The 25,642-nt window shown below is 60.1% G+C and carries 28 protein-coding genes; 11 read left to right on the top strand and 17 right to left on the bottom strand.

The window, feature by feature from the left end; translation table 11 throughout:
• Window positions 1–101: 101 nt before the first annotated feature.
• From ACN0VH_RS13470 to ACN0VH_RS13455, 4 genes are all read right to left on the bottom strand, one after another.
• Window positions 102–977, bottom strand: coding sequence for a TIGR01459 family HAD-type hydrolase (locus ACN0VH_RS13470; RefSeq protein ID WP_278923059.1), 876 nt, complete (start codon window positions 975–977; stop codon window positions 102–104).
• 232 nt (window positions 978–1,209) lie between these two features.
• Window positions 1,210–1,344, bottom strand: a complete 135-nt coding sequence (locus ACN0VH_RS13465; RefSeq protein WP_278923058.1) for a hypothetical protein — start codon at window positions 1,342–1,344, stop codon at window positions 1,210–1,212.
• Between the two features lie 16 nt (window positions 1,345–1,360).
• The gene (locus tag ACN0VH_RS13460) at window positions 1,361–1,546 is read right to left on the bottom strand and encodes a hypothetical protein (RefSeq protein ID WP_278923057.1); all 186 of its coding nucleotides are present in this window, start codon (window positions 1,544–1,546) and stop codon (window positions 1,361–1,363) included.
• 211 nt (window positions 1,547–1,757) lie between these two features.
• Window positions 1,758–2,678, bottom strand: a complete 921-nt coding sequence (locus tag ACN0VH_RS13455; protein WP_417700864.1) for a manganese-dependent inorganic pyrophosphatase — start codon at window positions 2,676–2,678, stop codon at window positions 1,758–1,760.
• A 201-nt stretch (window positions 2,679–2,879) separates the two neighbouring features.
• Between ACN0VH_RS13455 and ACN0VH_RS13450 the strand changes: the two genes are divergently transcribed.
• The 6 genes from ACN0VH_RS13450 (at window position 2,880) to ACN0VH_RS13425 (ending at window position 8,998) form a co-directional block, all read left to right on the top strand.
• The gene (locus tag ACN0VH_RS13450) at window positions 2,880–3,560 is read left to right on the top strand and encodes a DUF2161 domain-containing phosphodiesterase (RefSeq protein WP_417700863.1); all 681 of its coding nucleotides are present in this window, start codon (window positions 2,880–2,882) and stop codon (window positions 3,558–3,560) included.
• A 366-nt stretch (window positions 3,561–3,926) separates the two neighbouring features.
• The gene (locus tag ACN0VH_RS13445; RefSeq protein ID WP_278923054.1) at window positions 3,927–4,214 is read left to right on the top strand and encodes a co-chaperone GroES; all 288 of its coding nucleotides are present in this window, start codon (window positions 3,927–3,929) and stop codon (window positions 4,212–4,214) included.
• A 65-nt stretch (window positions 4,215–4,279) separates the two neighbouring features.
• Window positions 4,280–5,929, top strand: a complete 1,650-nt coding sequence (groL, locus tag ACN0VH_RS13440) for a chaperonin GroEL (protein WP_278923053.1) — start codon at window positions 4,280–4,282, stop codon at window positions 5,927–5,929.
• 196 nt (window positions 5,930–6,125) lie between these two features.
• The gene (locus tag ACN0VH_RS13435) at window positions 6,126–6,986 is read left to right on the top strand and encodes a DMT family transporter (RefSeq protein ID WP_417700862.1); all 861 of its coding nucleotides are present in this window, start codon (window positions 6,126–6,128) and stop codon (window positions 6,984–6,986) included.
• Window positions 6,987–7,028: 42 nt separating this feature from the next.
• Window positions 7,029–7,832, top strand: a complete 804-nt coding sequence (locus ACN0VH_RS13430) for an esterase/lipase family protein (protein WP_417700861.1) — start codon at window positions 7,029–7,031, stop codon at window positions 7,830–7,832.
• Window positions 7,833–7,846: 14 nt separating this feature from the next.
• The gene (locus ACN0VH_RS13425; RefSeq protein ID WP_417700860.1) at window positions 7,847–8,998 is read left to right on the top strand and encodes an alpha-D-ribose 1-methylphosphonate 5-triphosphate diphosphatase; all 1,152 of its coding nucleotides are present in this window, start codon (window positions 7,847–7,849) and stop codon (window positions 8,996–8,998) included.
• A 94-nt stretch (window positions 8,999–9,092) separates the two neighbouring features.
• Here ACN0VH_RS13425 and ACN0VH_RS13420 read toward each other — a convergent pair whose 3' ends face one another.
• The 3 genes from ACN0VH_RS13420 to ACN0VH_RS13410 all read right to left on the bottom strand — a co-directional run bounded on the left by ACN0VH_RS13420 (window position 9,093) and on the right by ACN0VH_RS13410 (window position 11,146).
• A complete protein-coding gene (locus ACN0VH_RS13420; protein ID WP_278923049.1) occupies window positions 9,093–10,169 on the bottom strand; it encodes a 5-(carboxyamino)imidazole ribonucleotide synthase in 1,077 nt (358 codons plus the stop codon).
• Entirely contained in the window at window positions 10,162–10,662 is a 501-nt protein-coding gene (gene purE / locus ACN0VH_RS13415) for a 5-(carboxyamino)imidazole ribonucleotide mutase (protein WP_232405190.1), read from the bottom strand. The genes ACN0VH_RS13420 and purE overlap by 8 nt, the downstream gene beginning before the upstream one ends.
• Before the next feature lie 259 nt (window positions 10,663–10,921).
• Window positions 10,922–11,146, bottom strand: a complete 225-nt coding sequence (locus tag ACN0VH_RS13410; protein WP_278923048.1) for a YdcH family protein — start codon at window positions 11,144–11,146, stop codon at window positions 10,922–10,924.
• 175 nt (window positions 11,147–11,321) lie between these two features.
• Here ACN0VH_RS13410 and ACN0VH_RS13405 point away from each other — a divergent pair, with 175 nt between their 5' ends.
• From ACN0VH_RS13405 to ACN0VH_RS13395, 3 genes are all read left to right on the top strand, one after another.
• Window positions 11,322–11,735 carry an Hsp20 family protein gene (locus ACN0VH_RS13405; RefSeq protein WP_232405186.1) on the top strand — a complete coding sequence of 138 codons (414 nt, stop codon included), beginning with the start codon at window positions 11,322–11,324 and terminating at the stop codon, window positions 11,733–11,735.
• Between the two features lie 5 nt (window positions 11,736–11,740).
• Window positions 11,741–11,965 (top strand): DUF1150 family protein, encoded by a 225-nt coding sequence (locus tag ACN0VH_RS13400; RefSeq protein WP_278923047.1) that lies wholly within the window; start codon window positions 11,741–11,743, stop codon window positions 11,963–11,965.
• 154 nt (window positions 11,966–12,119) lie between these two features.
• Complete coding sequence (locus ACN0VH_RS13395) at window positions 12,120–13,004, top strand: PhzF family phenazine biosynthesis protein (RefSeq protein WP_278923046.1); 885 nt, start codon at window positions 12,120–12,122, stop codon at window positions 13,002–13,004.
• Here the strand turns inward: ACN0VH_RS13395 and ACN0VH_RS13390 are convergent.
• The 5 genes from ACN0VH_RS13390 to trxB form a co-directional block, all read right to left on the bottom strand.
• A complete protein-coding gene (locus tag ACN0VH_RS13390; protein WP_278923045.1) occupies window positions 13,001–14,113 on the bottom strand; it encodes a hypothetical protein in 1,113 nt (370 codons plus the stop codon). The two genes, ACN0VH_RS13395 and ACN0VH_RS13390, sit on opposite strands and share 4 nt — an antisense overlap.
• A gap of 168 nt (window positions 14,114–14,281) precedes the next feature.
• Complete coding sequence (locus tag ACN0VH_RS13385) at window positions 14,282–16,357, bottom strand: bifunctional sulfate adenylyltransferase/adenylylsulfate kinase (protein ID WP_278923044.1); 2,076 nt, start codon at window positions 16,355–16,357, stop codon at window positions 14,282–14,284.
• Between the two features lie 179 nt (window positions 16,358–16,536).
• Complete coding sequence (locus ACN0VH_RS13380) at window positions 16,537–18,222, bottom strand: adenylate/guanylate cyclase domain-containing protein (RefSeq protein ID WP_417700859.1); 1,686 nt, start codon at window positions 18,220–18,222, stop codon at window positions 16,537–16,539.
• Window positions 18,223–18,385: 163 nt separating this feature from the next.
• On the bottom strand, window positions 18,386–18,724 hold the full coding sequence (locus tag ACN0VH_RS13375) for a ribonuclease E inhibitor RraB (protein WP_278923042.1): 339 nt from the start codon (window positions 18,722–18,724) through the stop codon (window positions 18,386–18,388).
• 5 nt (window positions 18,725–18,729) lie between these two features.
• Entirely contained in the window at window positions 18,730–19,671 is a 942-nt protein-coding gene (gene trxB / locus ACN0VH_RS13370) for a thioredoxin-disulfide reductase (protein WP_417700858.1), read from the bottom strand.
• A 301-nt stretch (window positions 19,672–19,972) separates the two neighbouring features.
• Between trxB and ACN0VH_RS13365 the strand changes: the two genes are divergently transcribed.
• Window positions 19,973–20,473 carry an Lrp/AsnC family transcriptional regulator gene (locus tag ACN0VH_RS13365; RefSeq protein ID WP_278923040.1) on the top strand — a complete coding sequence of 167 codons (501 nt, stop codon included), beginning with the start codon at window positions 19,973–19,975 and terminating at the stop codon, window positions 20,471–20,473.
• 62 nt (window positions 20,474–20,535) lie between these two features.
• On the opposite strand, the gene ACN0VH_RS13360 is transcribed toward ACN0VH_RS13365, so the two are convergent.
• The 5 genes from ACN0VH_RS13360 to lgt form a co-directional block, all read right to left on the bottom strand.
• Window positions 20,536–21,315: a Hint domain-containing protein gene (locus ACN0VH_RS13360; RefSeq protein ID WP_278923039.1), complete on the bottom strand. Its 780-nt coding sequence runs from the start codon at window positions 21,313–21,315 to the stop codon at window positions 20,536–20,538.
• Between the two features lie 326 nt (window positions 21,316–21,641).
• Window positions 21,642–21,809, bottom strand: a complete 168-nt coding sequence (locus tag ACN0VH_RS13355; RefSeq protein WP_417700857.1) for a hypothetical protein — start codon at window positions 21,807–21,809, stop codon at window positions 21,642–21,644.
• 255 nt (window positions 21,810–22,064) lie between these two features.
• A complete protein-coding gene (gene pgeF / locus ACN0VH_RS13350) occupies window positions 22,065–22,820 on the bottom strand; it encodes a peptidoglycan editing factor PgeF (RefSeq protein ID WP_278923037.1) in 756 nt (251 codons plus the stop codon).
• Window positions 22,817–23,887, bottom strand: a complete 1,071-nt coding sequence (locus tag ACN0VH_RS13345; RefSeq protein WP_417700856.1) for a class I SAM-dependent methyltransferase — start codon at window positions 23,885–23,887, stop codon at window positions 22,817–22,819. Before ACN0VH_RS13345 ends, pgeF begins: the two co-directional genes overlap by 4 nt.
• On the bottom strand, window positions 23,884–24,783 hold the full coding sequence (lgt, locus tag ACN0VH_RS13340; RefSeq protein ID WP_278923035.1) for a prolipoprotein diacylglyceryl transferase: 900 nt from the start codon (window positions 24,781–24,783) through the stop codon (window positions 23,884–23,886). The genes ACN0VH_RS13345 and lgt overlap by 4 nt, the downstream gene beginning before the upstream one ends.
• 96 nt (window positions 24,784–24,879) lie before the next feature.
• On the opposite strand from lgt, the gene ACN0VH_RS13335 reads away from it, so the two are divergent.
• A complete protein-coding gene (locus ACN0VH_RS13335) occupies window positions 24,880–25,122 on the top strand; it encodes an accessory factor UbiK family protein (protein WP_278923034.1) in 243 nt (80 codons plus the stop codon).
• The last annotated feature ends 520 nt before the right edge of the window (window positions 25,123–25,642 follow it).

The following is a 25,642-nucleotide window of genomic DNA, read 5'->3' as shown; positions in this document are numbered from 1 at the left end:
AGCCTAGTGCTGGGGGGGCAGTGCGTGAAAGCTCGACGTCAGAGGGGGCGACGTCGAGCGAAGGAGGATGTGCCATAACTTTGAAAGTTAGGTGTTTTTTGCTACCGAAGAAACCCGATGCTGAAGGTTGGCGCTGCGCTTTCCTGTTCCAGATAGGCGGTGAGCGCTGCAGCATCTGGCTGGGTTGTTGTTTTTGTTTCACGGGCCGCCAGCCCGCCGGTGATAAACAGGGAATCAATTCCTTCGCCCATCGCGCCGGCCACATCGGTGTGCGGCCCGTCGCCAATGGCCAGAATGTCACCATCGGGAATATCGGTGCCCAGCTCGGCCAGACGACGACGGGCAAGGTCATAGATCGGCGGGTAGGGCTTGCCAAAGTAAAGGCTCTCGCCGCCCATCTCGGTATAAAGCCGCGCCAGCGCACCGGCACACCACTCCCGCTTTTCGCCGCGATCAACGATGATATCGGGATTGGCACAAAGCAGTTTCATGCCCATTTGTTTGGCCAGCATGAAATCGGCGCGGTTCACCTCTGGGTCGGCCATGGTATCAAAGGGGCCACAGCAGACGATGCCCTCGGCCTCGGCCAGGGGAACGCGGGTGATTTCGACCGGGTTGTGAATCACGTTCAGGGGTTCAAAAAAGCCGGCATCACGCTGCCATTCACCCATGAAATAGACTTTGCTGCCAACAGCGCCCGTAAACATCGCCGAACGGGCAGAATCGCCAGAGGTGGCGATGGTGTCATAGGCATCCTCTGGTACGCCAAATTCGGCCAGCTGCCCGGCCACCCCGGCGCGCGGTTTTGGCGAATTGGTCACCAGCACCACGATACCGCCACGGGCACGGTAGGCCTGCAGCGCGGCGACGGCTTCGGGAAAGGCGGTAACCCCATTGTGGACGCAGCCCCAGAGGTCGACAAAAAGCGCGCTGTAGCGGTCGGAGACCTCTGCGAGGGATTGGATGATGCGGGACATATATGCGCCTTTCCTGTCTGCGCCGCGCCGTCTGGTTTTGACGGGGCTAGGCTGTGCGGGGCTAAATATGACCGAGTTCCCCGGCCGATGCCACCGCGAAACGTGCAGGCCGCACTGACGCAGGGGAAAATCGCCAGCAAACCGACATCCGGAAAAAGACGGGGAAAGCGCAGGCTGGGGCGGGTGGACCGGCGGCACCAAGGCGCCGCTGGCCAGAGATAACAAGCAGCGCTTAGGCGGCTTTTTTCAGCGCTTTTTTAGCGGCCTTCAGTTTTTCTTCCTGACGGGCAACCTTGGCTGCGCGCAGTTTGACTTCTTTTTTCAGGTCTTTGATTTTTGCTTTTTTGGCGTCGGCTTTTTTGCTCATGACGTTTGTCCTTGTCTCAAGTTTCAGAAGTAGTGTTGTCATGCTCACGCAGGAACCCACGGATGAAGCGGCGAATTTCGCGGGCGGCACTGGTGTCCAGCCCGTCGCACAGATCTACAAATGCGTCCCGCTCTTCCTTCGAGATCCGAATGATAAGCTGGGCATCCTTGCGGACCTTTTTGGTCTTTTCTGCTTTGGCCATCTGTGGCGGCTCCTAAGTAAGCGTGATTTTGTTACTACAATGAATATCGTTTGTATATACATAAATTCCCCCGGTGGACGATTGTATCCGTCCCCAATCAAACAGGAGGGTATAAACAGGCTGGTATAAAACAGGCGGGCGCAAAAAGGGCGCCCCATTGGGACGCCCTGAAACAGTCAGCAGTCAGATGCTGTGGGTGACAGCCTGCTCATCAGAGTTTGAGGTTCGGAATGATCTGCTTTTTGCGGCTCATGACGCCGGGCAGGACAACCGAGTCGCCTTCAACAGTGACGCCAAAGCTCTTCTCGGCGACGGATTTCACCAGATCGTTGGGCACCATCAGGGTGGCTTCTTCGTTGAGGATATCCACCACAAAGAGCAGAACCTGATCAACACCGTCTTCGGCGGCCACGGTGGTCATGGTCTCCATCAGGCTGGCCTGACGGTCCAGCACCACGGCAGGAGCTGTGGTTTCCAGCACGGAAACGCGGAACTTGGTGCCCTCAACCGCGTATTCCTTGCTGTCCATGCGCAGCAGTTCTGCGTCCGAGAAGGACGAGACGTCGGATTTGGCGGCAAACATATCGGCGGCATAGGCGGCGATATCAATGCCCAGATCCGCGGCCAGCTTTTCGGCTACGGCACGATCATGATCGGTGGTGGTGGGCGAGCGGAATTCCAGCGTGTCCGACAGGATGCAGGTCAGCGCCGCGCCTTTGATGGCTTCGGGCATCTTTGCCATGTCGTCACCGATCAGATCATACATGATGGTGGCGGTGCAGGCGAGCGGGCGGATGGTGATGTCGATGGGACCTTTGGTCTCCAGCCCGCCAACCAGTTTGTGGTGGTCGATGATGGCCTGAACGTCGGCGCCATTGATATTGGCGGGCAGCTCGGCGGGGTTGTTGGTGTCAACGATGACAACGGCCTGATCGTCGGCCACATCGGCGATGATTTCAGGTTTGTCCAGGTTCCAGCGCTGCAGCATAAAGGCGGCTTCGGTGTTGGGTTCCCCCAGCAGCTTGGCTTCGGCGGCGATGCCTTTGATCTCGTTCAGGTACCAGGCCCAGATGATTGGGGAGCCGGTGGAATCGGTATCGGGGGATTTATGGCCAAAAACTTGGACGGTCATGATGCTATCCTGTGAACAAAGGGGAGTTTGGCCGCCTTATAACAGGGTAAAACCACTTGTCACCCCACCAAGGCTGCAATGCGGCGCTTAGCCCTGTGCATGGCTTGTGCATCGGTCTGCACCGGCAATGCCGCCCGGCCGTCAGGCGCAGGGGCTGCGTGGCTATTTTGTTTTGCCAAACCTGCGGTTATGGTCGCGCGCATGGAGCGTGAAGATCAACTATATCCGCCTGTTAAGGCGCTGCTGCAATCCCAGGGCTATGAGGTCAAGGGCGAGGTCGGAGCAGCGGATGTGATGGCACGGCGCGGGCAAGAGGATCCGGTGATTGTCGAGCTGAAGTTGCGGTTTTCACTGTCGCTGTTTCATCAGGCGGTGACCCGCCAGTCGGTGACGGATCTGGTCTATATCGCAGTGCCGCGACCCAAGGGGCGGCAGTCGCGGCGGATGCTCAAGGATAATCTGGCCCTGTGCCGCCGTCTGGCTCTGGGGCTGATCACCGTGCTGCCAGATGGCCGCTGCGAGGTGCACTGCGACCCAGGTCCCTATGCACCGCGCAAATCGAAAAAACGCCAGCAACGGCTGCTGCGAGAATTTGAGCGCCTGCGCGGTGATCCCAACGCAGGCGGAGCCACCCGGCACGGCATTGTCACAGCCTATCGCCAGGATGCCCTGCGCTGTGCGGCCTATCTGGCCGAAGCAGGGGCCACCAAGGGATCCGAGGTGGCAAAGGCCACGCAGGTTGCCCGGGCCACAGCGGTGATGGCGGCCAATCACTATGGCTGGTTTGAGCGGGTGTCGACGGGCATTTATCAACTGACCGAGGCAGGCAGCGCCGGGCTGACGCACTGGGCCTATAGCTGGGAAGGCACCGGTGGCGACTAATCGCCAAGCCGGCGCGGGACCAAGAAGGCGGGCGCCTATGGAAGAATGCAGTCCCTATGATTTCACTGATGTTTATAAATTACTATTAAAATTAAATAGCTTAGCTGTGTTCTCCGTGGCGCGGGGCCTGGGCGAAATCGCCGAAGGCGCTTGGGGCTGGGCCTGGCGGCATAAGGCGTGATCGGCTTCACTGCTTCCCCGTTGCGCAGCGGATGCAAGAAAAATGAATCCAGTGGTTGACTCACTCTGTTTTGGCTCCTAGCTATTCGATCGTTAGCACTCACCAGTCTTGAGTGATAACGCCTCTTGCAACGCGCAGGAGGGAACAGAGATAACAACCTTTGAGCCTATAAAGGAGCTGCAAAGATGGCCTTGAAACCACTCCACGACCGCGTGTTGGTTCGTCGCACCGAAAGCGAAGAAAAAACCTCTGGTGGGTTGATCATTCCTGAATCCGCCAAAGAAAAGCCCAGCGAAGGCCAAGTCGTCGCAATCGGCGAAGGCGCACGCAAGGACAGCGGTGAACTGATCGCGATGGCCGTTTCGGTTGGCGACAATATCCTGTTTGGCAAATGGTCCGGCACCGAAGTCACCGTCGACGGCGAAGAGCTGCTGATGATGAAGGAAAGCGACATCATGGGTATCATCGAGTAAGCTTCGCCGCTTCTCTGATCTCATATCACGCTTATTTACAAAGATTTTCTCGAGGAGAATAAAACATGGCTGCTAAGGACGTCAAATTTGACACCGATGCCCGTAACCGTATGTTGGCCGGCGTCAACATCCTGGCCGATGCTGTCAAGGTAACCCTGGGCCCCAAAGGCCGTAACGTGGTTCTGGACAAGAGCTTTGGCGCACCACGCATCACCAAAGACGGTGTGTCGGTTGCCAAGGAAATCGAACTGGAAGACAAGTTCGAAAACATGGGCGCCCAGATGGTGAAGGAAGTTGCTTCCCGCACCAATGACGAAGCGGGCGACGGCACCACCACCGCCACCGTTCTGGCCCAGGCCATCGTCAAAGAAGGCCTGAAGCAAGTTGCAGCCGGTCTGAACCCAATGGACCTGAAGCGCGGCATCGACCTGGCAACAAGCAAGGTTGTTGAAGGCATCAAAGCAATGGCCCGCGAAGTCAAAGACTCCGCAGAAGTTGCTCAGGTTGGCACCATCTCCGCCAACGGCGAAGCTGAAATCGGCCAGCAGATTGCTGACGCGATGCAGAAAGTCGGCAACGAAGGCGTGATCACCGTTGAAGAGAACAAGGGTCTGGAAACCGAGACCACTGTTGTCGAAGGCATGCAGTTCGACCGCGGCTACCTGTCGCCTTACTTCGTGACCAATGCTGACAAGATGGTTGCAGATCTTGAAGACTGCATGATCCTGCTGCACGAGAAGAAGCTGTCCTCGCTGCAGGCGATGGTGCCTCTGCTTGAGCAGGTGATCCAGTCGCAGAAGCCTCTGCTGATCATTGCTGAAGACGTCGAAGGCGAAGCGCTGGCAACTCTGGTTGTCAACAAACTGCGCGGCGGCCTGAAGATTGCGGCAGTGAAAGCACCTGGTTTCGGCGATCGCCGTAAAGCCATGATGCAGGATCTGGCCATTCTGACCGGCGGTCAGGTGATCTCCGAAGATCTGGGCATGAAGCTCGAGTCCGTCACCATGGACATGCTGGGCACCGCCAAGAAGGTCGAAATCACCAAAGACGAAACAACCATCGTTGACGGTGCAGGTTCCAAGGCCGAGATCGAAGCCCGCGTTGGCCAGATCCGCGCCCAGATCGAAGAAACCACTTCTGATTACGATCGTGAAAAGCTGCAGGAACGCGTTGCCAAACTGGCAGGCGGTGTTGCCGTGATCCGCGTTGGCGGAATGACCGAAACCGAAGTGAAAGAGCGCAAAGACCGCGTTGACGATGCCCTGAACGCAACCCGTGCGGCTGTGCAAGAAGGCGTGATCGTTGGTGGTGGTGTTGCTCTGGTTCAGGCAGGCAAGGCGCTGGAAGGTCTGGAAGGCGCAAACGCTGATCAGACTGCAGGTATCGTTATCGTGCGTAAAGCGATTGAAGCACCTCTGCGTCAGATCGCCGAAAACGCCGGTGTTGACGGTGCTGTGGTTGCTGGCAAAGTACGCGAAAGCGACGACAAGAACTTTGGCTTCAACGCGCAGACCGAAGAATATGGCGACATGTTTGCCTTTGGTGTGATCGACCCTGCCAAAGTGGCACGGACTGCCCTGGAAGATGCAGCCTCGATTGCTGGTCTGCTGATCACCACCGAAGCCATGGTTGCGGACAAGCCATCCAAAGACGGCGGCGCAGGTGGCGGCATGCCCGACATGGGCGGCATGGGCGGCATGGGCGGCATGATGTAAATCACGCCATCCTACCGGATGAATTGGGGGTCGCCTTTGGGCGACCCCCTTTTTGTTGCGCGCAGTCCTGCCGCGACGCCCTCGCACCCCGCTTCACAGGGCTGCGAGGGTGGTTGCGCTGTCGTGCCCCCTGGGATAGCGATCTGCTGACACGACATATCTGTGCCGGAATTCCCGGTCCGCGCGAGGCCCCGTGATGCAGCTGATCTTTCTGGTTCTTCTTGTCTTGATTGCCTTTGCGGCCAATTCTGTGCTTGGCCGGATGGCGATCAGTTGGGGCTATATGGATGCGCTTGGCTTTGGGCTTTTGCGGCTGGCTGCGGGCGCGGTGATGCTGTCGAGTCTGTGCCTGTTGCGCGGCGGTCATGGGCTGCGACAGCCGCTCTGGGCCAGTATCCGCGGCGGTGCGGCACTGACGCTCTATATGATTGGGTTTTGCCTGGCCTATCAGGGGCTTGATGCAGGGCTTGGGGCCTTGGTCCTGTTTGGTGTGGTACAGATTGCGATGTTTGGCTGGGGGGCGCTGCGTGGCAACCGGGTTGGCGCGGGGCAATTGGCGGGAGCCGGTCTGGCCTTTGTGGCGCTTGCCTATGTGGTCTGGCCGGACCAACAGTTGCAGGTGCCACTGTGGGAGGCGGGCCTTATGGCACTTAGCGGGCTTGGCTGGGCCGCCTATAGCCTGCTGGGGCGCGGCGTGCGCGATCCGATTGCGGCCAGTGCGGTCAATTTTCTTTGGGCCACCGGGCTGATGCTGCCCTTTGTCTGGCTGTTCCAGGTCGAGGCGGTGATTTCTGCGCCGGGGGTTGCCCTGGCGGTTCTGTCCGGTGCGGTGACCTCGGGGCTGGGCTATGCGCTGTGGTATCGGGTCCTGCCGCAGCTGCAGCCCGCCGTGGCTGCAACAATCCAGCTGAGCGTCCCGGTGATTGCCATCCTCGGCGGTGTGATCTGGTTGAGCGAGCCCCTGGGGCTGCGACTGGTTCTGGGCACGCTTGGGGTACTGGCCGGCATTGCCTTGGTGATCTGGGCGCCAAGGCTGGCCAATTTCAAACGGGCCTGATTTGGGGTTTTCTCATCCCGTGCAAGCGCCTATCTGAAGGGTATGCAACCACTGACCAAAACCCTTGTACCGGCGGCTCTGTTGTTGGTGACCCAGCTGACCCCGGATCCGGCAGCGGCGGATTGTGTCGTGCTGCTGCATGGGCTGGCCCGCACCGAGAGCTCTTTTGTGGTGCTGGAGCAGGTACTGGAAAAACGTGGCTACCAAGTGGAACGGCCGGGCTACCCTTCTACGGAACACACCATCGCAGAGCTGGCGGCGCAGACCCTGCCAGCCGCGATCACCGCCTGCGGCAGCGATCAGCCAATCCATTTTGTGACCCATTCCATGGGGGGAATTTTGCTGCGCTATCATCTGCAGGATCCGGCGCACCGGCCTGCAAACCTGGGGCGCAGCGTGATGCTTGGGCCGCCGAACCAAGGCAGCGAAGTGGTGGACGAGCTGGGAGACTGGGCCGTCTTTGGCATGATCAACGGACCGGCGGGCGGCAGCCTTGGCACCGGCCGTGACAGCCTGCCCAAACACCTGCCGCCAGTGGATTTCCCCCTGGGCGTTATCGCTGGAAACAGATCTATCAGCCCGGTGTTTTCGGCGATGATACCTGGTGATGATGATGGCAAGGTCTCTGTCGAGAGCACGAGGGTTGACGGCATGCTCGATCATCTCACGCTGCCTGTCACCCATACCTTTATGATGAATGATCCCTTGGTGATGACCCAGGTGCTACAGTTTATCGAACAGGGCGCATTTGACCCGGAAATTACCTGGATAGAGGGCCTGTCCGAGGTGATGGAGGGAACCTGCCTTGGCGCGGACTGTGGCTATGGGCTGCCGAATATCAGATAGAAGGGCATAGACCGATGACATTGCAAGAACTGCGCCTTCAGGGCGGTGATGTGCTGACCCCTGCGGGACTGGAGCGCAATGGCGAAATTGGCCTGGCGCAGGGGTGGATCAGTGCGGGCGGCTCTGGCCGTGCAGTCGATATGTCGGGCTATCTGCTGCTGCCGGGCATCATTGATGCCCATGGCGACGGGTTTGAACGCCACTTGGCCCCCCGACGCGGCGCCATGAAGCAGATGGCCGAAGGGGTTGTCGCCACCGAGGCAGAGCTGGCCGCCAATGGCATCACCACGGCGGTTCTGGCCCAGTTTCACAGTTGGGAGGGGGGGCTGCGTAGCCCCGACTATGCCGGCCAGGTCTTTGCCGCCCTGGCCGAGGTTCGCGGCGATCTTGCGACCGATCTGATCCCGCAGCTGCGTTTTGAAACCCATATGCTGGACGATTATGCAGCGCTGCCACAGAAAATTGCAGACTGGGCCGTGCCCTACATCGTTTTCAACGATCACCTGCCGCATGACCGTCTGGCCCAGGGTAAAAAGCCGCCCCGGCTGACCGGACAGGCGTTGAAGGCTGGACGCAATCCTGACAGGCATTTTGAGATGCTGCTGGAGATGCACCGCCGCAGTGGCGAAGTCCCTGCCGCCCTAGAGGCGCTTTGTACGCAGTTGCATCACCTGGACCTGCGCATCGGCAGCCATGATGACCAGACTGCGCAGGACCGTGCCACATGGCGCGCACGCGGCGCGCTGATTTCCGAGTTTCCCGAAACCCAAGAGGCCGCCGAGGCGGCGCGGGCAGGCGGCGATCATATTATTCTGGGCGCGCCCAATGTGGTGCGGGGGGGCTCGCACAAGGGCAACGCCTCGGCGCTGGATCTGATTGCCATGGGGCTCTGTGATGCGCTGGCTTCGGATTACCATTATCCTAGCCCACGTCGCGCGGCCCTGATGCTGGCGCGGGCCGGACTGCTAGATCTGGGCGCGGCCTGGGGCCTGGTCTCTTCCGGGCCTGCGCAGCTGCTGGGGCTTTCTGATCGGGGGGATTTTTCCGTGGGAAAACGTGCTGATATGGTGATCCTGGACAGGGCAAGCGAGCGGGTCGCGGCCACGCTATCGGGCGGGCGGCTAAGCTATATGTCTGGCGAGATCGCAACACGGTTCATCGGGTAGCTTGTCGCAGATCAGGTTTGCCTGTCTGCGCCGAAAGACCAAGCGCCCGCCCTCAGTCGAGAGCGGGCGCTTTGCCTGTGCCATGACAGGGATGTCACTTTTGCGCGCGGATGATCCGGTTCACATGGGCCATCTTGCGGCCTGGCTTGGCCTCGGCTTTGCCGTATAGGTGCAGGGCGCAGTCGCGCTCTTGCGCCAGTTCGGGCAGGCGGTCCATATCGTCGCCGATGAGGTTTTCCATCACCACATCCGCATGACGCTGCCCATCGCCCAGGGGCCAGCCTGCCACCGCGCGGATATGCTGTTCAAACTGATCAACCGCGCAGCCATTCTGCGTCCAGTGGCCAGAATTATGCACCCGTGGCGCGATTTCATTCACCACCAGCCCCTGTGGGGTGACAAACAGTTCGACGCCAAGCACACCGACATAGTCCAGCGCGTTCAGCACCTTGGCGGCAAGCAGCACCGCATCCATCCGCTGCCCCGCGCTAAGGCGTGCAGGCACGGTGGTGGTGTGCAGGATACCGTCGCGGTGAACATTTTCACCGGGGTCATAGCAGGCGACTTCACCGGTGATGCCGCGCGCCGCGATGACAGAGACCTCGTGGCTGAAGTCCACAAAGCCTTCCAGCACAGATGGGGCACCTGCCATGGCCTCCAGCGCGTCACCCGCCTGGTCAGGCGACATGATGCGGGCCTGGCCCTTGCCATCATAGCCAAAGCGCCGGGTCTTGAGGATTGCAGGCGTGCCGATCTCGGCCAGCGCGGCATCTAGGCTGGCGGTATCTGTGATATCGGCAAAGGCGGCGATTTTCAGATCCAACCCCTGCAGAAAGGTCTTTTCGGTCAGGCGATCCTGTGAAATTCGCAGCGCCTCGCGGCCGGGCCGAATGGGGCGATGCGCCTCCAGGGTATCCAGCGCGGCGGTGGGGATGTTTTCAAATTCATAGGTGACCACATCCACCGCATTGGCAAAACGCAGGAGCGCCTCGGTGTCCTCATAGCCGGCGGTGGTCACCTGATCGGCAACCTGGCCTGCGGGGGGATTGGCACCGGGTTCAAAGATATGGGTCTTGAAGCCAAGTCGCGCCGCCGCAACCGAGAGCATGCGCCCCAGTTGGCCGCCGCCTAGGATACCAATGGTCGAACCGGGTTTTAACGCATCAGTCATCAACGGGTTCCTCTGGGATAGAGGCCGACAGGGCAGCGCGCCAGGCGTCCAGCCGTTCGGCCAAGGCCGGATCCTGCAGTGCCAGAATGCCCGCAGCCATCAGGCCCGCATTGGCGGCGCCGGCGGCACCGATGGCCATGGTCGCCACGGGAAAGCCCTTGGGCATCTGCACGATGGAGTAGAGCGAATCCACCCCCGACAGGGCGCGGGTCTGAACTGGCACGCCAACAACGGGTACCCGCGTTTTTGACGCCACCATGCCTGGCAGATGCGCGGCCCCTCCGGCCCCTGCAATGATCACCTGCAGACCGCGATCCGCTGCCGATTTCCCATAGGACCAGAGCCGATCCGGGGTGCGGTGTGCCGAAACGATCTTTGCCTCATAGGGGATGCCGAGTTCATCGAGAAGCGTGGCGGCCTCTTTCAGGGTGGGCCAGTCGGACTGGCTGCCCATGATGATGCCCACTTTGATGTCGCTGGGGGTGCTTGGCATGTGTTTTGTCCTGTCATGCCGCAGATTCCACGCGGGGAAGACTGCTTGGGTGGAAGGAGTGCGCACTATAGTCAAACTTGTCCATGGTGCAATGCGACAATGCGGTGATGTGCTGTAGAGGGCGGCTTGCCCTTGAAGAGGCCGCGCCGTGCAGATACCCGTTTGGCTGAAATCCTTAGCGGCAACCCTTGCCCTCCCTCAGGCGGGGGAAGGGGGCATTGGGGGGGCAATCCGCCGTGGCGTGGGGCAGGCCGTGACGTCAGGCAATGATATCGGGTGTCAGGCGGTCTTCGATCTGCGAGATCTTATCTTTCAGGCCGAGTTTTTGCTTTTTCAGCCGTCGGATTGTCAGCTGATCGCTGGTGCCACGTTCCTGCAGGGCGGTGATCGCCTCATCCAGATCGCGGTGCTGTCTGCGAAAGACTGCCAGCTCGACTGTGAGAACCTCGTCGTTCTTCATTGACATATCAGCAGGAGCATTCATGGGCGACTCAAACCATAAGGGAACCGGGAGGGCTAAGGTACTTCCTTAACGCCTTTTCCGCTAGACCTAGCGGTCAGAGACTTGAGAATTCTATATAAGTCACCATATTCTAGATACGCAGTTGCCGCTCAGGGACTGTGGATCAACGTCGCTTTGAAGTAAAAGGACGATACACGTGTCGAAACTCACCTTGGGTTCATACCCGCACATGCTGGGGTTTGAACAGTTGGAACGCCTGCTGGAACGCTCTGCGAAATCTGGAAACGAAGGCTATCCACCTTATAACATTGAACAAACTTCCGACTTTTCCTATCGCATCACCCTCGCTGTGGCAGGTTTTGCCGAGTCTGATCTGGCGATCACCGTCGAAGATCGGCAACTGGTAATCCGTGGCCGACAGGGCGATGACGGCGACGGGCGGGTCTTTTTGCACCGGGGAATCGCGGCGCGCCAGTTTCAGCGCATGTTTGTGCTGGCGGATGGCGTCGATGTGGGCGAGGCGGTTATGGAAAACGGGCTGTTGCACGTTGATCTCACACGCTCGCGTCCGGAAACTGTGGTTCAGACGATCAATATCAAAAAGGGGTAAGAGCAATGCAAACGCCATTTGACACCAATTCCACCGGTCCGCGTATCGTCTATGTCAAAGCGGTCGCGGTATCTGATCTGCCTAAGGACGTGCAGGCCAATGCCGAAGGGCGCGATCTACTCTATGCCGTGCATGATTCCGAGGGCGAGCAGCTGGCGGTCGTCACTGACCGGAAGCTGGCATTCTTGCTGGCGCGTCAGAATGACCTTTCTCCGGTTGCTGTGCACTAGCCCTGGCCTCGAAAGACCTGTAGGCTCTGGCCTCAAAACGCTTCTGCGCCCTCTCATCCGAGGGGGCGCTTTTGTTTGCGATGGCCAGAGGTGGTATTCACGTCGTTTAGGTGTGTTATGCTTTGGCAAAACTCAGCCAAACAGGTGGGGCGTGATGGGCAGATATGATTTTGATTGGGTCGATGCGTTTTCGGATCGTGCCTTTGGCGGCAATGGCTGTGCGGTGGTTCATGGGGGGGCGCATTTGCCGGTCGATATCTGCACCGCCTATGTGCGCGAAACGTCTTTGGTGGAATGCACCTTCACCGGCCCTTCTGAGGTGGCAGACCTTCAGGTGCGCTATTTCCTGGCCAGCCGCGAGATCCCCTTTGCCGGCCATCCTACCATTGCCACCGTGGCGGCGCTGCGCGACCGCGGCCTGATTGGTGATGGCGCGCTGCGGTTGGAAACCGGGGCAGGTGTCGTGCCAGTCGCGGTGCGCGGGGATCAGATCGAAATGACCCAGGTGGCGCCGCAGTTCGGCCTCTGTCCCGATTCGGCTCTGGTGGCCGCAGCAATTTCGCTGCCGGTCGAGGCCATTCTGGGGCGGCCGCAAACGGTCTCTACCGGGTTGCCCTTTTGTATTACCGTGCTGAAGGACCAGGAGGCGCTGGCAGCAGCCCGGCTTGACCTCGCGGCACTGGCGCGGCTGGGGCAGGCGCAGGGGGCGGATGGGATTGATATGATGGAACCCTTTCTGGTGACCCTGCAGGGGGCCACAGAAGTGGGCGATACCTATGCGCGGTCGCTGATGGCGCCCCCCAGTCCGCCGGAAGATCCGTTCACCGGCTCTGCCAGCGGCGCGATGGGCGCCTATCTGTGGCGCAACGGCCTGATGCAGAAAGATAGCTTTGTGGCCGAACAGGGCCATGGCATGGGTCGCCCTGGGCAGGCGCGTATCAGCCTGGTTGGCCCCGCCGAGGCCCCCGAAGGGATCCGGGTTGCGGGCACAGGGTACGTGCTGATGCGCGGCACGGTGGATCTGCCGGATTCAGCCTAACCCCGCTTCAGGCGTCGGGCGTCACGTTCTGCGCGGCGTTTGGATTTCCTGCGGTCCCAGGCGCGGCGCAGCCCTTGGGTCTTCAGCTCTGCTTCGGGGTCGAACATCAGGATCGAATTGCGAAAAATCCATTCGCCAACCGAACCGCGGCATCCCTTTTCCGGCCATAGGGACCGTTCTGACCAGATGTAATTCTCCCTGCGCTCGTCTGATTGTACCGGCTGCGCCATCGCCTGGTGCGACAGGCGGATCATCAGCTGCATGATGTTCTCTTCTTCCAGAACTTTGTCTCGGGCGGTGCGAATGGCTGCCTGGGCGCCTTCCCAGCGGCCATTTTGCATATCGCGGACCATGCGCTGGGCTTCCTGTTCCGGGTTGCTAAGGTCCAGGGTCGCAAAGCTGTCTTCTGGGAAATACGCAGGCACATTGGTGCAGCCGGCATAGAAGGGAAAGGACCAGCACAGCCATGGATCGGTCAGCTTCTCTGTCCAGACATGCGGGCCTTCGCCGTTTTCAATCGCAAGATTGTATTTGTTGGGCAGCAGCGCGTCGGCCTTGTCATCAACCGGGGTAAAGCCGCGACCGTATAGTTCGATATGTTCCGGGATCAGCTGGGTCATGGCCTCGACAAAGCGCATGCGCTTGCGGTGAAATTCCGTATAGACCTTGTTCGAGGTGACGATCGCGATTTTGTCTTGTTTCGCTGGGATGGCCAGAGTCTTGAACCAGTCATAGCCATGCGGCGCGCGCTGACCCGAAAAATCGGTACCAACCCACCAATACCAGCAGACGGCCCGGTGCCATTTCTTGGTGGTCAGCGGTTTGTCCGTGGTGGTCAGGGCCAGGCCAAACTGATTGAGAAAGCGGCAGCTATAGGGGTGAATGACATCCGGTTCCGCTGCGATAAAGATGCTGCGTTCGCGCGGTACCCGGCTTTTGATTGTGTACGAGGCGCGGTTAAACGCGATCAGGACGTCGGTATCTTCCGGGACGGTAGAGCCAAAGGTGAACCTGACATTCCCAATCTGCGATAGTCCGCCGGGTGCTTGTTTGAGAAATGAAATCTGGGGGATGTCGGTGAAAACATGAGTCTTAATCTGCTGGGGCATCTGTATCTTTACCTGTGAATAGGCCCAGTTTAGGTGGGAAACCGCCTACACGAAAGTGTGAATACCGCCGAAATCGCCATAAAATAACGCGCGCCCCTTCGTCAAAAGGGACGCGCGTCGCTGATATTTGTTGACTGCCTGTGGCAGCCTGGCGGGGCTGATCGCGCCTTAGCCGGAGATCAGGCCCATGTTTTCCAGCTTCAGCAGCACCTGATGCGCGCAGTTGTCGACATCGACGTTTTCGGTCTCGACGCTCAGCTCGGGGTTGGTGGGCACGTCATAGGGATCAGAGATCCCGGTGAATTCCTTGATCTTGCCTTCACGGGCCAGTTTGTACAGGCCCTTGCGGTCGCGGCGTTCGCATTCTTCCAGCGAGGTGGCGACGTGGATTTCCACAAAGGCACCAAAGGCTTCGACATCTTCACGCACGGCCCGGCGGGTGGTGGCGTAGGGCGCAATGGGCGCACAGATGGCGATGCCGCCGTTCTTGGTGATCTCGGACGCCACATAGCCGATGCGGCGGATGTTGAGGTCGCGGTGCTCTTTCGAGAAGCCCAGCTCGGAGCTGAGGTTCTTACGCACGATATCGCCATCCAGCAGGGTCACGGGGCGGCCGCCCATTTCCATCAGCTTGATCATCAGCGCGTTGGCGATGGTGGATTTGCCGGATCCGGACAGGCCGGTCAGGAAGACGGTAAAGCCCTGCTTGGAACGCGGTGGCTTGGTGCGGCGCAGTTCCTTGACCACTTCAGGGAAAGAGAACCACTCGGGGATCTCCAGACCCTCGGAGAGGCGGCGGCGCAGCTCGGTGCCGGAAATGTTGAGGATGGTAACGTTATCCTTGTCTTCGATCTCGTCGATGGCTTCATATTGGGCGCGCTCGGACACCCAAACCATATGTTTGAAATCGACCATTTCGATGCCCATTTCTTCCTGATGGGTGCGGAACAGATCCTGCGCATCATAGGGGCCATAGAAATCTTCACCGGCCGAGTTCTTGCCAGGGCCAGCGTGGTCACGGCCAACGATGAAATGGGTGCAGCCGTGGTTCTTGCGGATCAGCCCGTGCCAGACCGCTTCGCGGGGGCCTGCCATACGCATCGCCAGGTTCAGCAGGCTCATCGAGGTGGTGGAGGCGGGGTATTTGTCCAGCACGGCCTCGTAGCAGCGCACGCGGGTAAAGTGATCGACATCGCCGGGTTTGGTCATGCCGACAACCGGGTGGATCAGCAGGTTGGCCTGGGCTTCACGCGCGGCGCGGAAGGTCAGTTCCTGGTGGGCGCGGTGCAGCGGGTTGCGGGTCTGGAAGGCCACAACTTTGCGCCAGCCCAGCTTGCGGAAGTAGGCGCGCAGTTCGTTCGGGGTGTCGCGACGGGCGCGGAAGTCATAGTGCACAGGCTGCTGGATGCCGGTGACAGGGCCACCCAGATAGATCTTGCCGGCCTGATTGTGCAGGTAGTTGACCGCAGGGTGTGCGGCATCGTCGGCGCCAAACACCATTTCGGCTTCGCGCGCTTTGTTTGGCGTCCAGCTGTCGGTGACAGTCATGGTTGCCAGGATCACGCCTTCCTGATCGCGCAGTGCGATATCCTCGCCCACTTCCAGCGAGGCGGCAAATTCTTCGGATACATCCAGGTTGATCGGCATTGGCCAGAGCGTGCCGTCGGCCAGGCGCATGTTTTCCACAACACCGTTGTAGTCTTCCTCGGTCAGGAAGCCTTTCAGCGGGTTGAAGCCGCCGTTCATCAGCAGTTCAAGATCGCAGATCTGGCGTGGGGTCAGGTCGTGGCTTTTCAGTTCGCCCGCCTCGGTTTTCAGCTTCTGGGCAGAGTCATAGGAGACATAGAGCTCGGGGATAGGAGCCAGGTTATTCTGCATTGGATGAGTCCTGTGTTTGATATGGGGCAAGCCGCTTGCGGTGCCGGTAAGTTCCGCGTGCAGCACATCGTATTCAGCCAGCTTGCGGGAGAGGAATTGATCGGTGAGTCGTCTTTTTTCAGCGGCGCCACGTCGTGTCAGCGTGTAGGCAAAGCGCTGCCGCTTATCGGGGCCAGCCCTGTCGCTTATGGTTATCAGCCCGCTATCGGCGACACTGCGCAACAGTGTGTTCAATCGCCCCAAAGAAAGACCCAGCGCTGTTGCCGTGGCGCGCTGTGACGCCTCCGGTGCCAGATCAAGCTGGCGCAGGAGGCGGAAGATCTGGTCTTCCTCGTTTGGGGTGGCGGGTGTGGCGGGCAGTGTCATGGCGCGATGGTATCTGGGTCAATGTGTGTTCACGCGTGAACGCATCGCATAAATGGCCCTGCGAGCAAAGGCCAAAAATACCTGCAATGCTTGGGATCGGGAGGCGTTGCTGCGCTGCAACGCCATTTGATCTGCTATGGCCTTGATTGCCGTAATACTGTCCCGTCCGGCAGGGATAATCAGGACTGTGGTTCAGATTTTTGCAAAATTTCGGGAAGTGTCGCAGCCTGACGCAGGGCAAGGGCCATCAGCGGCTCTGCGACGCCGCGCAGGTGAAAGCTGCGCAGATCGAGATCTGAGGTGGCGTAGCCTGCCGCGTATAATACTGCGGCCGAAACCATCAACTCGACCCCTTCGTTCTTGCTGGCGCCCTCCAGGCGGCTGGCGGCATTGACGGTATCACCGATGATGGTGCGTGGGGCATGGCCTGCGGCGCCAATCTCGCCAATGACCAACTCGCCCAGATGCAGCCCCATGCCGATCTTTATGGGTTCATCCCCTTCCGCCTGCAGGGTCTGGTTGAAGGTTTCAAGTGCCAGGCCAATCTGGCTGGCGGCCCGAAGCGCCGCCAGGGCGGATTGCTTGGCCTCTGCCGCATCAAAGACGGCAAGAAAGCCATCGCCAAGGTATTTGTCCACATGGCCGCCGCTGCTGGTGACGCAGGGGACAACCGCATCAAAGAATCGGTTCAGCAAAAAGACCACATCATAGGGCAATTGCGCAGAGGTGCGGGCGGTAAAGCCGCGCATGTCGAGGAACAGGATCGCCAGCTGCTGTTCACGCCCCTGGCTGGCATGGGCGCGCTTTCGACGGCCGTTGGGGTGAAACATGCGGGTCACGGTGAGCGGTGTCTCTGGGCGGATCTGGCAGGCCAGCCGCATATTGGTCTGGGCTTTGACCGCCGCCAGGCTGCGTGCCTCGGGTGGGGCAGGGGGGGGCAGGCTGTCGCTGCCCGCGTCGATCACGACCCGGCAGGTGGTGCAGCGGCCCTTGCCGCCGCAGAGGGAGGTATGGGGCACCGCGTGGCAGCGTGACATTTCCAAAAGGGTCATGCCCTTTTCCGCAGTAATCGAGGGGCCGTCGGAATAGCTGATACGCACGGATCGGCCACTGCGGCGCAGCTTTTGTATCGCATAGGCGCAGGCAGTCAGGGCAAGCAGCAGCAAGAAGATCTGTAATAGCCGGGTTTCGGTCAGGCGCAGGGTGGCAAAACTCTCGGGGGTGGGCCAATTGAAATAGGCCATCAGATCGGCGCGCCTGCTGCCCTCGACAAAGATGTCATAGATCCGCCGCCCTTCGCTCAGCAATCCGGCCAGGGCGAAACTGGGAATGAAAACCGCCAGTCCGATCATGTAGGGGAGGGGCTTGCGCCACCATCGTGTGAGGCGCAGCCAGAAATGCAGCCCTATGCAGCCATGGATCCAGACCACCAGCAGCAGCGCCGACTGCCACCAGATCACCGGGCTGTTCCACATCAGCACGATAATATAGGGGTAGTCATCGCGCACTGCAAAGAGGTGATGCGCAACAGAGCTATGGGTGATGTGGGACAAGAGCTGCAGCGGGATCAGCAGGCCCAGAATGGTCTGAACAGCCTCGCCCAGGGGCATGCGCAGGCTACGTTTGCGCGCCAGCCGCCACAGCGCGAGGCCAGGATGCAGCAACAGGGAACTTGCCATGATGACAATCCCCAGGGGATTGCGCGTAATGACATGGCGCGCGTCTTGCATCGCCTCCATCGCGGTTGGTGAAAACAGTCCAAGCCCAAGGTTGATGAAATGAAAGAAAGCATAGGTCATCAACACCAGCCCGGTGATGATCCTGGTGCGGGTGATCCAATTCCCCTGCCAGAGTGCGCTTGCCACCCGCCGCTTCTCCTGTCTTGTGGGTTCTGTCCAGAAGCAGAGTGCCGGGCGTAGCCGCCCGGGTCAATGGCAGGGCAATGCCCCGTCGATCCTGGGTCGATCCTGCGGCGGCCGTGCCGATGCCAGGGCTGGGGCCGGGGCCAGGGCCGGGCGAGGGCGGTGTCTAGCTCTCCAGCCCCCAGCCATCGGGGGAAAACCCATGCTTCAGTGCGGCGCGGGTGGCCACTTCCTCGCCGATCCAGATGCCGGTGGCCGAAACCATCTGATCTGACAGCGTCGCGGCAAGATAGGGGGCACCATCTTCTGCGTCATCGGCACTGACATAGGTGCAACTATACTCGCTGCGGCTCAGCTCCTCTGCCAAGGCACGCCAATCGGCCCCGTCGTGGGTGGGGACAAAGAAATAATCCACGTCCGCCACCTCGGGCAGGCCATGTTCGGCCTGCAGGGCGTTGAATGCCGCTACGGTTTCGGCGCGCTGGGTGTCGAAATCCTGCGGCATCCGGCTTACTCCTGTTCCGCGATAAAGCGTTCCGCGTCCAGCGCGGCCATGCAGCCCATTCCGGCCGAGGTCACCGCCTGGCGGTATTTGTGATCGGTCAGATCTCCTGCGGCAAAGATCCCGGGAACCGAGGTTTCGGTGGTGCCGGGCTTGACCGAGACGTAGCCGCCATTGTGCATTTCAAGGCTATCCTTGACCAGTTCATTGGCCGGGGCGTGACCGATGGCCACAAAGACGCCCTTGCACGGGATCTCGGTGATTTCGCCGGTCTTGCTGTGTTTGACGCGCACGCCCTCAACCCCAAGCGGGCTTTCACTGCCGATTACCTCGTCCAGTTCGTGGAACCAGAGCGGCTCAATCTTGGGGTTTTTCATCAGCCGATCAATCAGGATCTTTTCGGCGCGCAGTTCGTCGCGGCGGTGGATCAATGTCACCTTGGAGGCAAAATTGGTCAGGAACAGCGCTTCTTCGACTGCGGTGTTGCCGCCACCAATTACCACGATTTCCTGGCCGCGATAAAAGAAACCGTCACAGGTTGCGCAGGCGGAAACGCCAAAGCCCTTGAACTTTTCTTCCGTTTCCAGACCCAGCCATTTGGCACGGGCGCCCGTGGCCAGGATCACTGCATCCGCCGTATAGGTGGTGCCGCTGTCGCCCTTGGCGGTGAAGGGACGCGCAGAGGTGTCGAGCGAGGTGATGATGTCGCCGATGATTTCGCAGCCCATGGCCTGGGCATGTTCCTGCATCTTGATCATCAGATCCGGGCCCTGCACCTCGGTAAAGCCGGGGTAGTTTTCCACTTCGGTGGTGGTGGTCAGCTGGCCGCCGGGCTCGATGCCCTGCACCAGGATGGGTTCCAGCATGGCGCGGGCGGCATAGACGCCAGCGGTATAGCCGGCTGGACCGGAGCCAATGATCAAAACCTTGGTGTGGCGCGTGTCGCTCATCTCGTATCCCCAATAACTGCGCAGTATTTGCACATTGAATCAGCAAAAATGGCGTCCGTGGCCGCCGTCAGGCTTGCATATAACGATAGGGGGGCGGCTCTTAAACCCCTGTTGCGCGGGCAAGGCGGGGCCTGGGGCGCACGATTTGGTGTGATTTGCGGCACCGGCTGCGCGACCTAGGGGAGGGGGCGTTTGCCGCTTGAACTTGGCAGGGGCAAAGAATATTGCGCCATTGTGAAATAATATTGCGCAGTCTTGCAGCAGTGCTATAAGAAACGCAATCTGACAGGAGCTTTACACCATGGTCACAACCCGTCTTGATCCGATTGATCGCAAGATACTCTCGGAGTTGCAGGCCGATGGGCGCATGACTAATGTCGAGTTGGCCAAGCGTGTGGGCATTTCTGCCCCGCCCTGCCTGCGCCGGGTGCGCGCCCTGGAAGAGGCTGGCCTGATCGGCGGCTACCACGCCGATGTCAACGCCCGCGAGCTGGGCTTTGAGGTGCAGGTCTTTGCTATGGTGGGGCTGGAAAGCCAGGCCGAATCCGAACTCACCGCCTTTGAAGAGCAATGCCGCAGTTGGCCATTGGTGCGCGAGTGTCACATGCTGAACGGTGAGGTGGATTTCATCCTGAAATGCGTCGCTCCGGATCTGAGCACCTTTCAAAGCTTTCTGACAGCGCAGCTCTTGACCACTCCAAATGTGGCCAGCGTGAAGACATCGCTGGTGATCCGTGGTGCCAAGGATGAACCAGGGGTGCCCTTTGATGTTCTGGAAGAACGCCTGCAACGCGAGGCCTGAGCCGCGCGATCCCCCCCATTTCCTATCTTGCTGCGGCTGTTTGGCCAAGGGTGATGGACCGGCTAGGGCTGGTCACCACGTTCTGGGGCCTGGCTGCGCTCATAGGCCAGTGGGCCAAAGCCTGAAATCGTATCGATATGGCTAAAGAGGTTGAGATAGAGGGTCTTGATGGCATAGCTGACCAGCTTCAGCGCCTCTGGGCCGGGATGATAGGTCTCGAACTCTAACCCGCCGACCCGGATCACCGCATGTTTGGGCAGGCAAAGGTGAAACAGATCCACCACTGTCGGTGGCGCGGTTTCAAAGATGTTCATGCCATCCTGAAATTCTTCCGCCAGGGTCAGCAGCGGTGGTCGATCGGTGCCGACCCGCAGATGTGGCGGCATCCGCAAGAGCCGCGCAGCAGGCCCCGCCACCACGCAGGAGGTTGGCTTTTGCAGGCCCAGGCTGTCAGCCATGAAACTGGTCAGGCGATGGCTGCGCCCCTTGGCATCAGCGCGGGCGGGCACCAGGCTGGTGCTGCCTTTCCAGATCAGCGGCTGGCAAGAGCCGTCCTGGGTGATCAGTTGGTCGCCGGGCAGGAGGTCTTCGACGGCGATTGGCCCGTTGCAGGTATCCACCATTGATCCTCGGGTAAAGGCGCTGAAGGCATCTTCGAAAATCGGCAGGGCTGGGGCGATATGGCGGGTTTCAGCGATTGCGCCATCGGGCAGCAGGGTGCTCACCTCATAGCGGCGCAGCTGGGGCTTTGTGCCCAGGCGAAGGGTCGCCGGATCCTGAAGCAAGGCCCGGGCTTCGGAAGCCCTGGCCGCGGCCTGTTGGAGTGACAGTGGCAGGGTCATGTGCTCTGGCCCTTCGGTCGGCCCTGCCACCCGAATGCCGATCCCCATCGGCGCAGCGAACTGGCAGGGTGGTTTGGGGGAAAGATTATTGTCTGCATAATATGGCTCTGCACCAAAGTGCTTTACGGGTTACTATTTGGTCAATCTGCGAGATGCGGCCAATAGCCAGAGCATCCTGCGGGCGTTTCCTTAGGCGAGTGTGGTGGCGAATACCTAAGAAAGGGTCACTGCGCTCACAGATATCGCATGGTTTGCGGGCTGTTTACGGGCGGTTTGTCGTGGTTTTCGATCAGGATTGGCAGTGGCGCAGGCGGATCGGCCCTATGCTAGGCGCGCTGCTGTTGCGCGGACAGGTCGCTCTGCGCGGGATCCAGCGTCAATGGCTGTCTGGACTGCGGCAGCTGCCTTTTACAATGTTTCTGCCAAGGGAGCCGCTGAATATCTGATTTTGCTTCTGAAATCATCGATTTTAGAAAACGTGATCCGGTGCTCATTTTGCAACTCCCAGCTGTAGGCCTCGGTGTGACCCAAGGCTTGTTTCAGCTTACTATCGGTAATCATTGCGTCATGAATATGGCTGGCCCATGGAAATTCCCAAGCGCAGAGTTACCTCGGGCTGCGGCACTGTGTTCGGATATTTCGCGGTTAAGATATTGATATTTAATTTTATTTTTTTACGTTTTTGCGATCCGGGTGTCATCTGCGGCGAAATCGGGCCAAACCTGTGCGGCGCTGCCCTGATTTCGACCCTATAGGGCGATGCAGGAAATTAACCTTCCGTAGTCGGCTTCCCCCGCGTGGGTGGTGCGTCGGTAGGAATAAAACATATCCGCATCGCTATAGGTACAATGGCGGGTCCATTCGACCTGACCAATGCCTGCGGTGCGCAGCAGGTGCAGCCCCAGGCCGGGCAGGTCGAACTGATAGCGCCCCGCCGTACCATTGGCAAAGAAACGGGCGTGATCCGGGTCTTGCTGCAGGAAGTCTTCGTAGAACTCCGGTCCCACCTCATAGGCGCGTTGCGAAATGGACGGGCCGATCACTGCATGGGTCTTGCTGCGATCAGCGCCGAGGTCTTCCATCGCGTTCAACGTAGCCTCCAGCACGCCGTCCAATGCGCCGCGCCACCCTGCATGGGCGGCACCAATGACCCCTGCCTCGGCATCGGCAAACAGCACGGGCTGGCAGTCGGCGGTCAGAATCCCAAGGGCGATGCCGGGCGTTTTGGTCACCATGGCATCGGCGCGCGGGCGGTCGGTGGTGGGGGCGGTGATCACCGCCACATCGGCGGAATGCACCTGATGCACCCCAACCAGCGCCGTAGGTGCCACCTGCATGGCCTTGGCCACGCGCGCGCGATTCAGCGTTACCGCATCACGCTGATCGCTAGAGCCGAAGCCGCAGTTCAACCCCTTGAACACGCCGGTAGAGGCACCACCGCGACGGGTGAAGAACCCGTGATGAACACCGTCCAGTAGATCAGAGGTCAGAATTTCCAGCGTCATGAGATCAATCCAGGTGGTAATGAGGTCGTGGCGGGGGTGATCCCCAGAACTTTGAACAGGTTTCCCATTTCATCCGGGTGCGTCAACCGTCGATGTGCGGCAACCAGGCTGTCGAGCGCGGCGCCCTCCAGTCGGTTCGCCAGGGCGCGGGCGCGTTCGGTTATGCCAAGCCGCTCCAGAAAGACCCCCTGCGGTGTGACCCTGCTGTGGCTGCAGCCCGCACCGGTCGCCACGCTGCACAGCACTTCAAAATCCACATGCGCGGTCAGGTCGGCAGTCCCTGGCACAAGCAGAGGATCCACTGGTGCATGCGATTTCAACGCCTGTAGCGTGTCACCCAAAGAACGCCAGTCGCCATAGTCGATGATCAGCGCAGCGCCGCCATGCTGGGCAATGCGCTGGGCCAGGCTGGCCGTGATGGGGGGGCTTGCGGGGCATAGCTCTACCAGATCGTCGGATTTGGTATCGGCCAGGCGGTGTTCCAGCGCGGGCTGTGGTGCTGCAGGGCCAAGCCCGAAGCACAGCGCGCCCTCGGCCAGGCCAACGCAGCGTTCGCGCCAGCCATCCCCATCGCGGACAAACTGGCGGATGGGAAGGGCATCAAAAAATTCATTGGCCACCAGGAACAGCGGCTGCTGCGGCAGCGCCTCTATGCTGTCGGCCCAGGTGACCTCATAGCCTTGCAGGGTCTCGGCCTGGGTGCGGCGCAGGCTTGGCGAGGCCTCAATCAGATGCAGGCGCAGCGCGGTGTGAAAGCCGGGCACGGCGCGGGTGGCGCGCAACAGATCCGCCATCAGGGTGCCGCGTCCGGGGCCCAGTTCGGCCAGGGTAAAGACCTTGGGGGCGCCCTGATCCAGCCAGCTTTGCGCCAGAGACAGGCCGATGAGTTCGCCAAACATCTGGCTGATCTCTGGCGCAGTGGTGAAATCCCCTGTCGTGCCAAAGGGTTGCTGGCGGGTGTAATAGCCATGTTCCGGATGCAGCAGGCAGTCTGCCATATAATCAGCCAGGCTGATCGGACCGTCGCTGCGGATACGGGCGGCCAGCTGATCCAGCAGCGATGTCATGCCGGGGCACCCACCACGGGCCGAGCTCGCAGCGCAAAGTACAGCCCCAGCGCAATCATCGGCAGCGACAGGATTTGCCCCATCGTCAGACCATAACCGCCCAGCTGCCAGGCCAGTCCCAGCGGGTTGCCCGGGCTGACAAAATGCGCATCGGGCTGGCGAAAGAACTCTACCAGGAAGCGCGCCGCGCCATATCCCGCCAGGAACAGGCCCAGGGCCAGACCTGGGCGCAAGAATGCCTGACGCCGCCAGACCAGCCAGATTAGCAGGCCGCCCAGCACCAGCCCCTCCAGCAGCGCTTCATAGAGCTGCGATGGATGACGGGCGCAGAGCGCGCCCAGGGCCTGTCCGCAGCTTTGCGCCGCATCCCCCGGGAAGACCACGCCCCAGGGCAGCTCGGTGGGGCGGCCCCATAGCTCGGCGTTGATGAAATTGGCCAGTCGCCCTAGCAGCAACCCCGTCGGCACCGTATAGGCGACCAGATCGGCCATCTGTATCTTGGCGATCCCGTGGCGTGCGGCATAGGCCCAGGTCGCGACAATCACCCCAAGCAGGCCGCCGTGAAAGGCCATGCCGCCCTGCCAGATGCGCAGAATTTCCATCGGATGGCTGAGATAGTAGCCCGGCTGGTAGAACAGCACAAAGCCAAGCCGCCCCCCGAGAATCACCCCAAGAATGATCCAGGTCATCAAATCTTCGACCTGCTGGGGCTGCATTGGTGGGGTTTGCGCGGGCCAAAGGCGCTGCGTTTTCAGCGCAGCGACCGCCAGGCGCCAGGCAATCACGATGCCAACAATATAGGCTAGGGCGTACCAACGCAGGGCAAACTCCATGCCAAACAGGGAAATCGAGAAAATCTCGGGCGAAATATCGGGGAATGGGATCATGGCCTGCATGTGGTCCTGAATGCCTCTGGTCGTGAAGGGAAGTCAACGGCTTGCCGATGACCCTTTGCACCCCATATAGGGGGGGAGAGCGATACGGAGAAGATGATGCAGAGCCGCAACAAGATCATGGATGATATTTCCCAGCTGATGACCAATGCGATGGGCGTGGCCCAGGGTGCAAAGGACGAAGCAGATACCGCGATGAAGGGGCTGATGGATCGTTGGTTGGCCGACCACGATTTTGTCACCCGCGAAGAATTTGATGCGGTGCGCGCCATGGCGCAAAAGGCACGCGAAGAAAACGAGGCCCTGAAGTTGCGCCTGGAGGCGCTTGAGGCCAAGGGCTAAGTGAGGCTGATCTGCCTGGCGCTGTTTGCCGGGTGCTTTTCGTCCGCTGTGCTGTATGGCGCAACGTGATGGCGTGCTGTGCCTGCGCCTGACGTGGTTGACCCATTCCATCCTGCCTGCGTCGATTTTTCAGGGCGCTAGCTTGGCTGTCCTCGCCCGTGCCTCTGCGCCGCTGTTTGGGGGCAAGGGGGCACGGGATCTGTGTCTCTCTGCTACCCTCACCCTCTGTTGCGCTGGGCAGTACCCGCGCGGCCTTCCCGTCGATTTATGCTTTCGCGGCCTGTTGCTGTGCCGGGGGTGCCGGTCCTGTTCATGGCCAGGCCGTGGAAGGTGCGAGGCGGCCTAGTATGCAATATTTTGCGGCTGAAGCGCTTTCGTCCACAACTTATTGCAGATATCCCCAGATAAAGGGTTGCCAGGATCACTCCCTCTTGCCACCATATATGGTATAGAGGCGGGGATGCTCCTCGTTCTGTAGACCAGAAACCTAGCTGTAGCGGGCATGCAGTGCCCCAGCGGT

The organism is Pseudophaeobacter sp. (genome assembly GCF_048267565.1).
GTDB classification, from domain to species: domain Bacteria; phylum Pseudomonadota; class Alphaproteobacteria; order Rhodobacterales; family Rhodobacteraceae; genus Pseudophaeobacter; species Pseudophaeobacter profundi.
The sequence above is the reverse complement of the archived record's forward strand: the minus strand, read 5'-3'. Positions and strand labels throughout refer to the sequence as shown.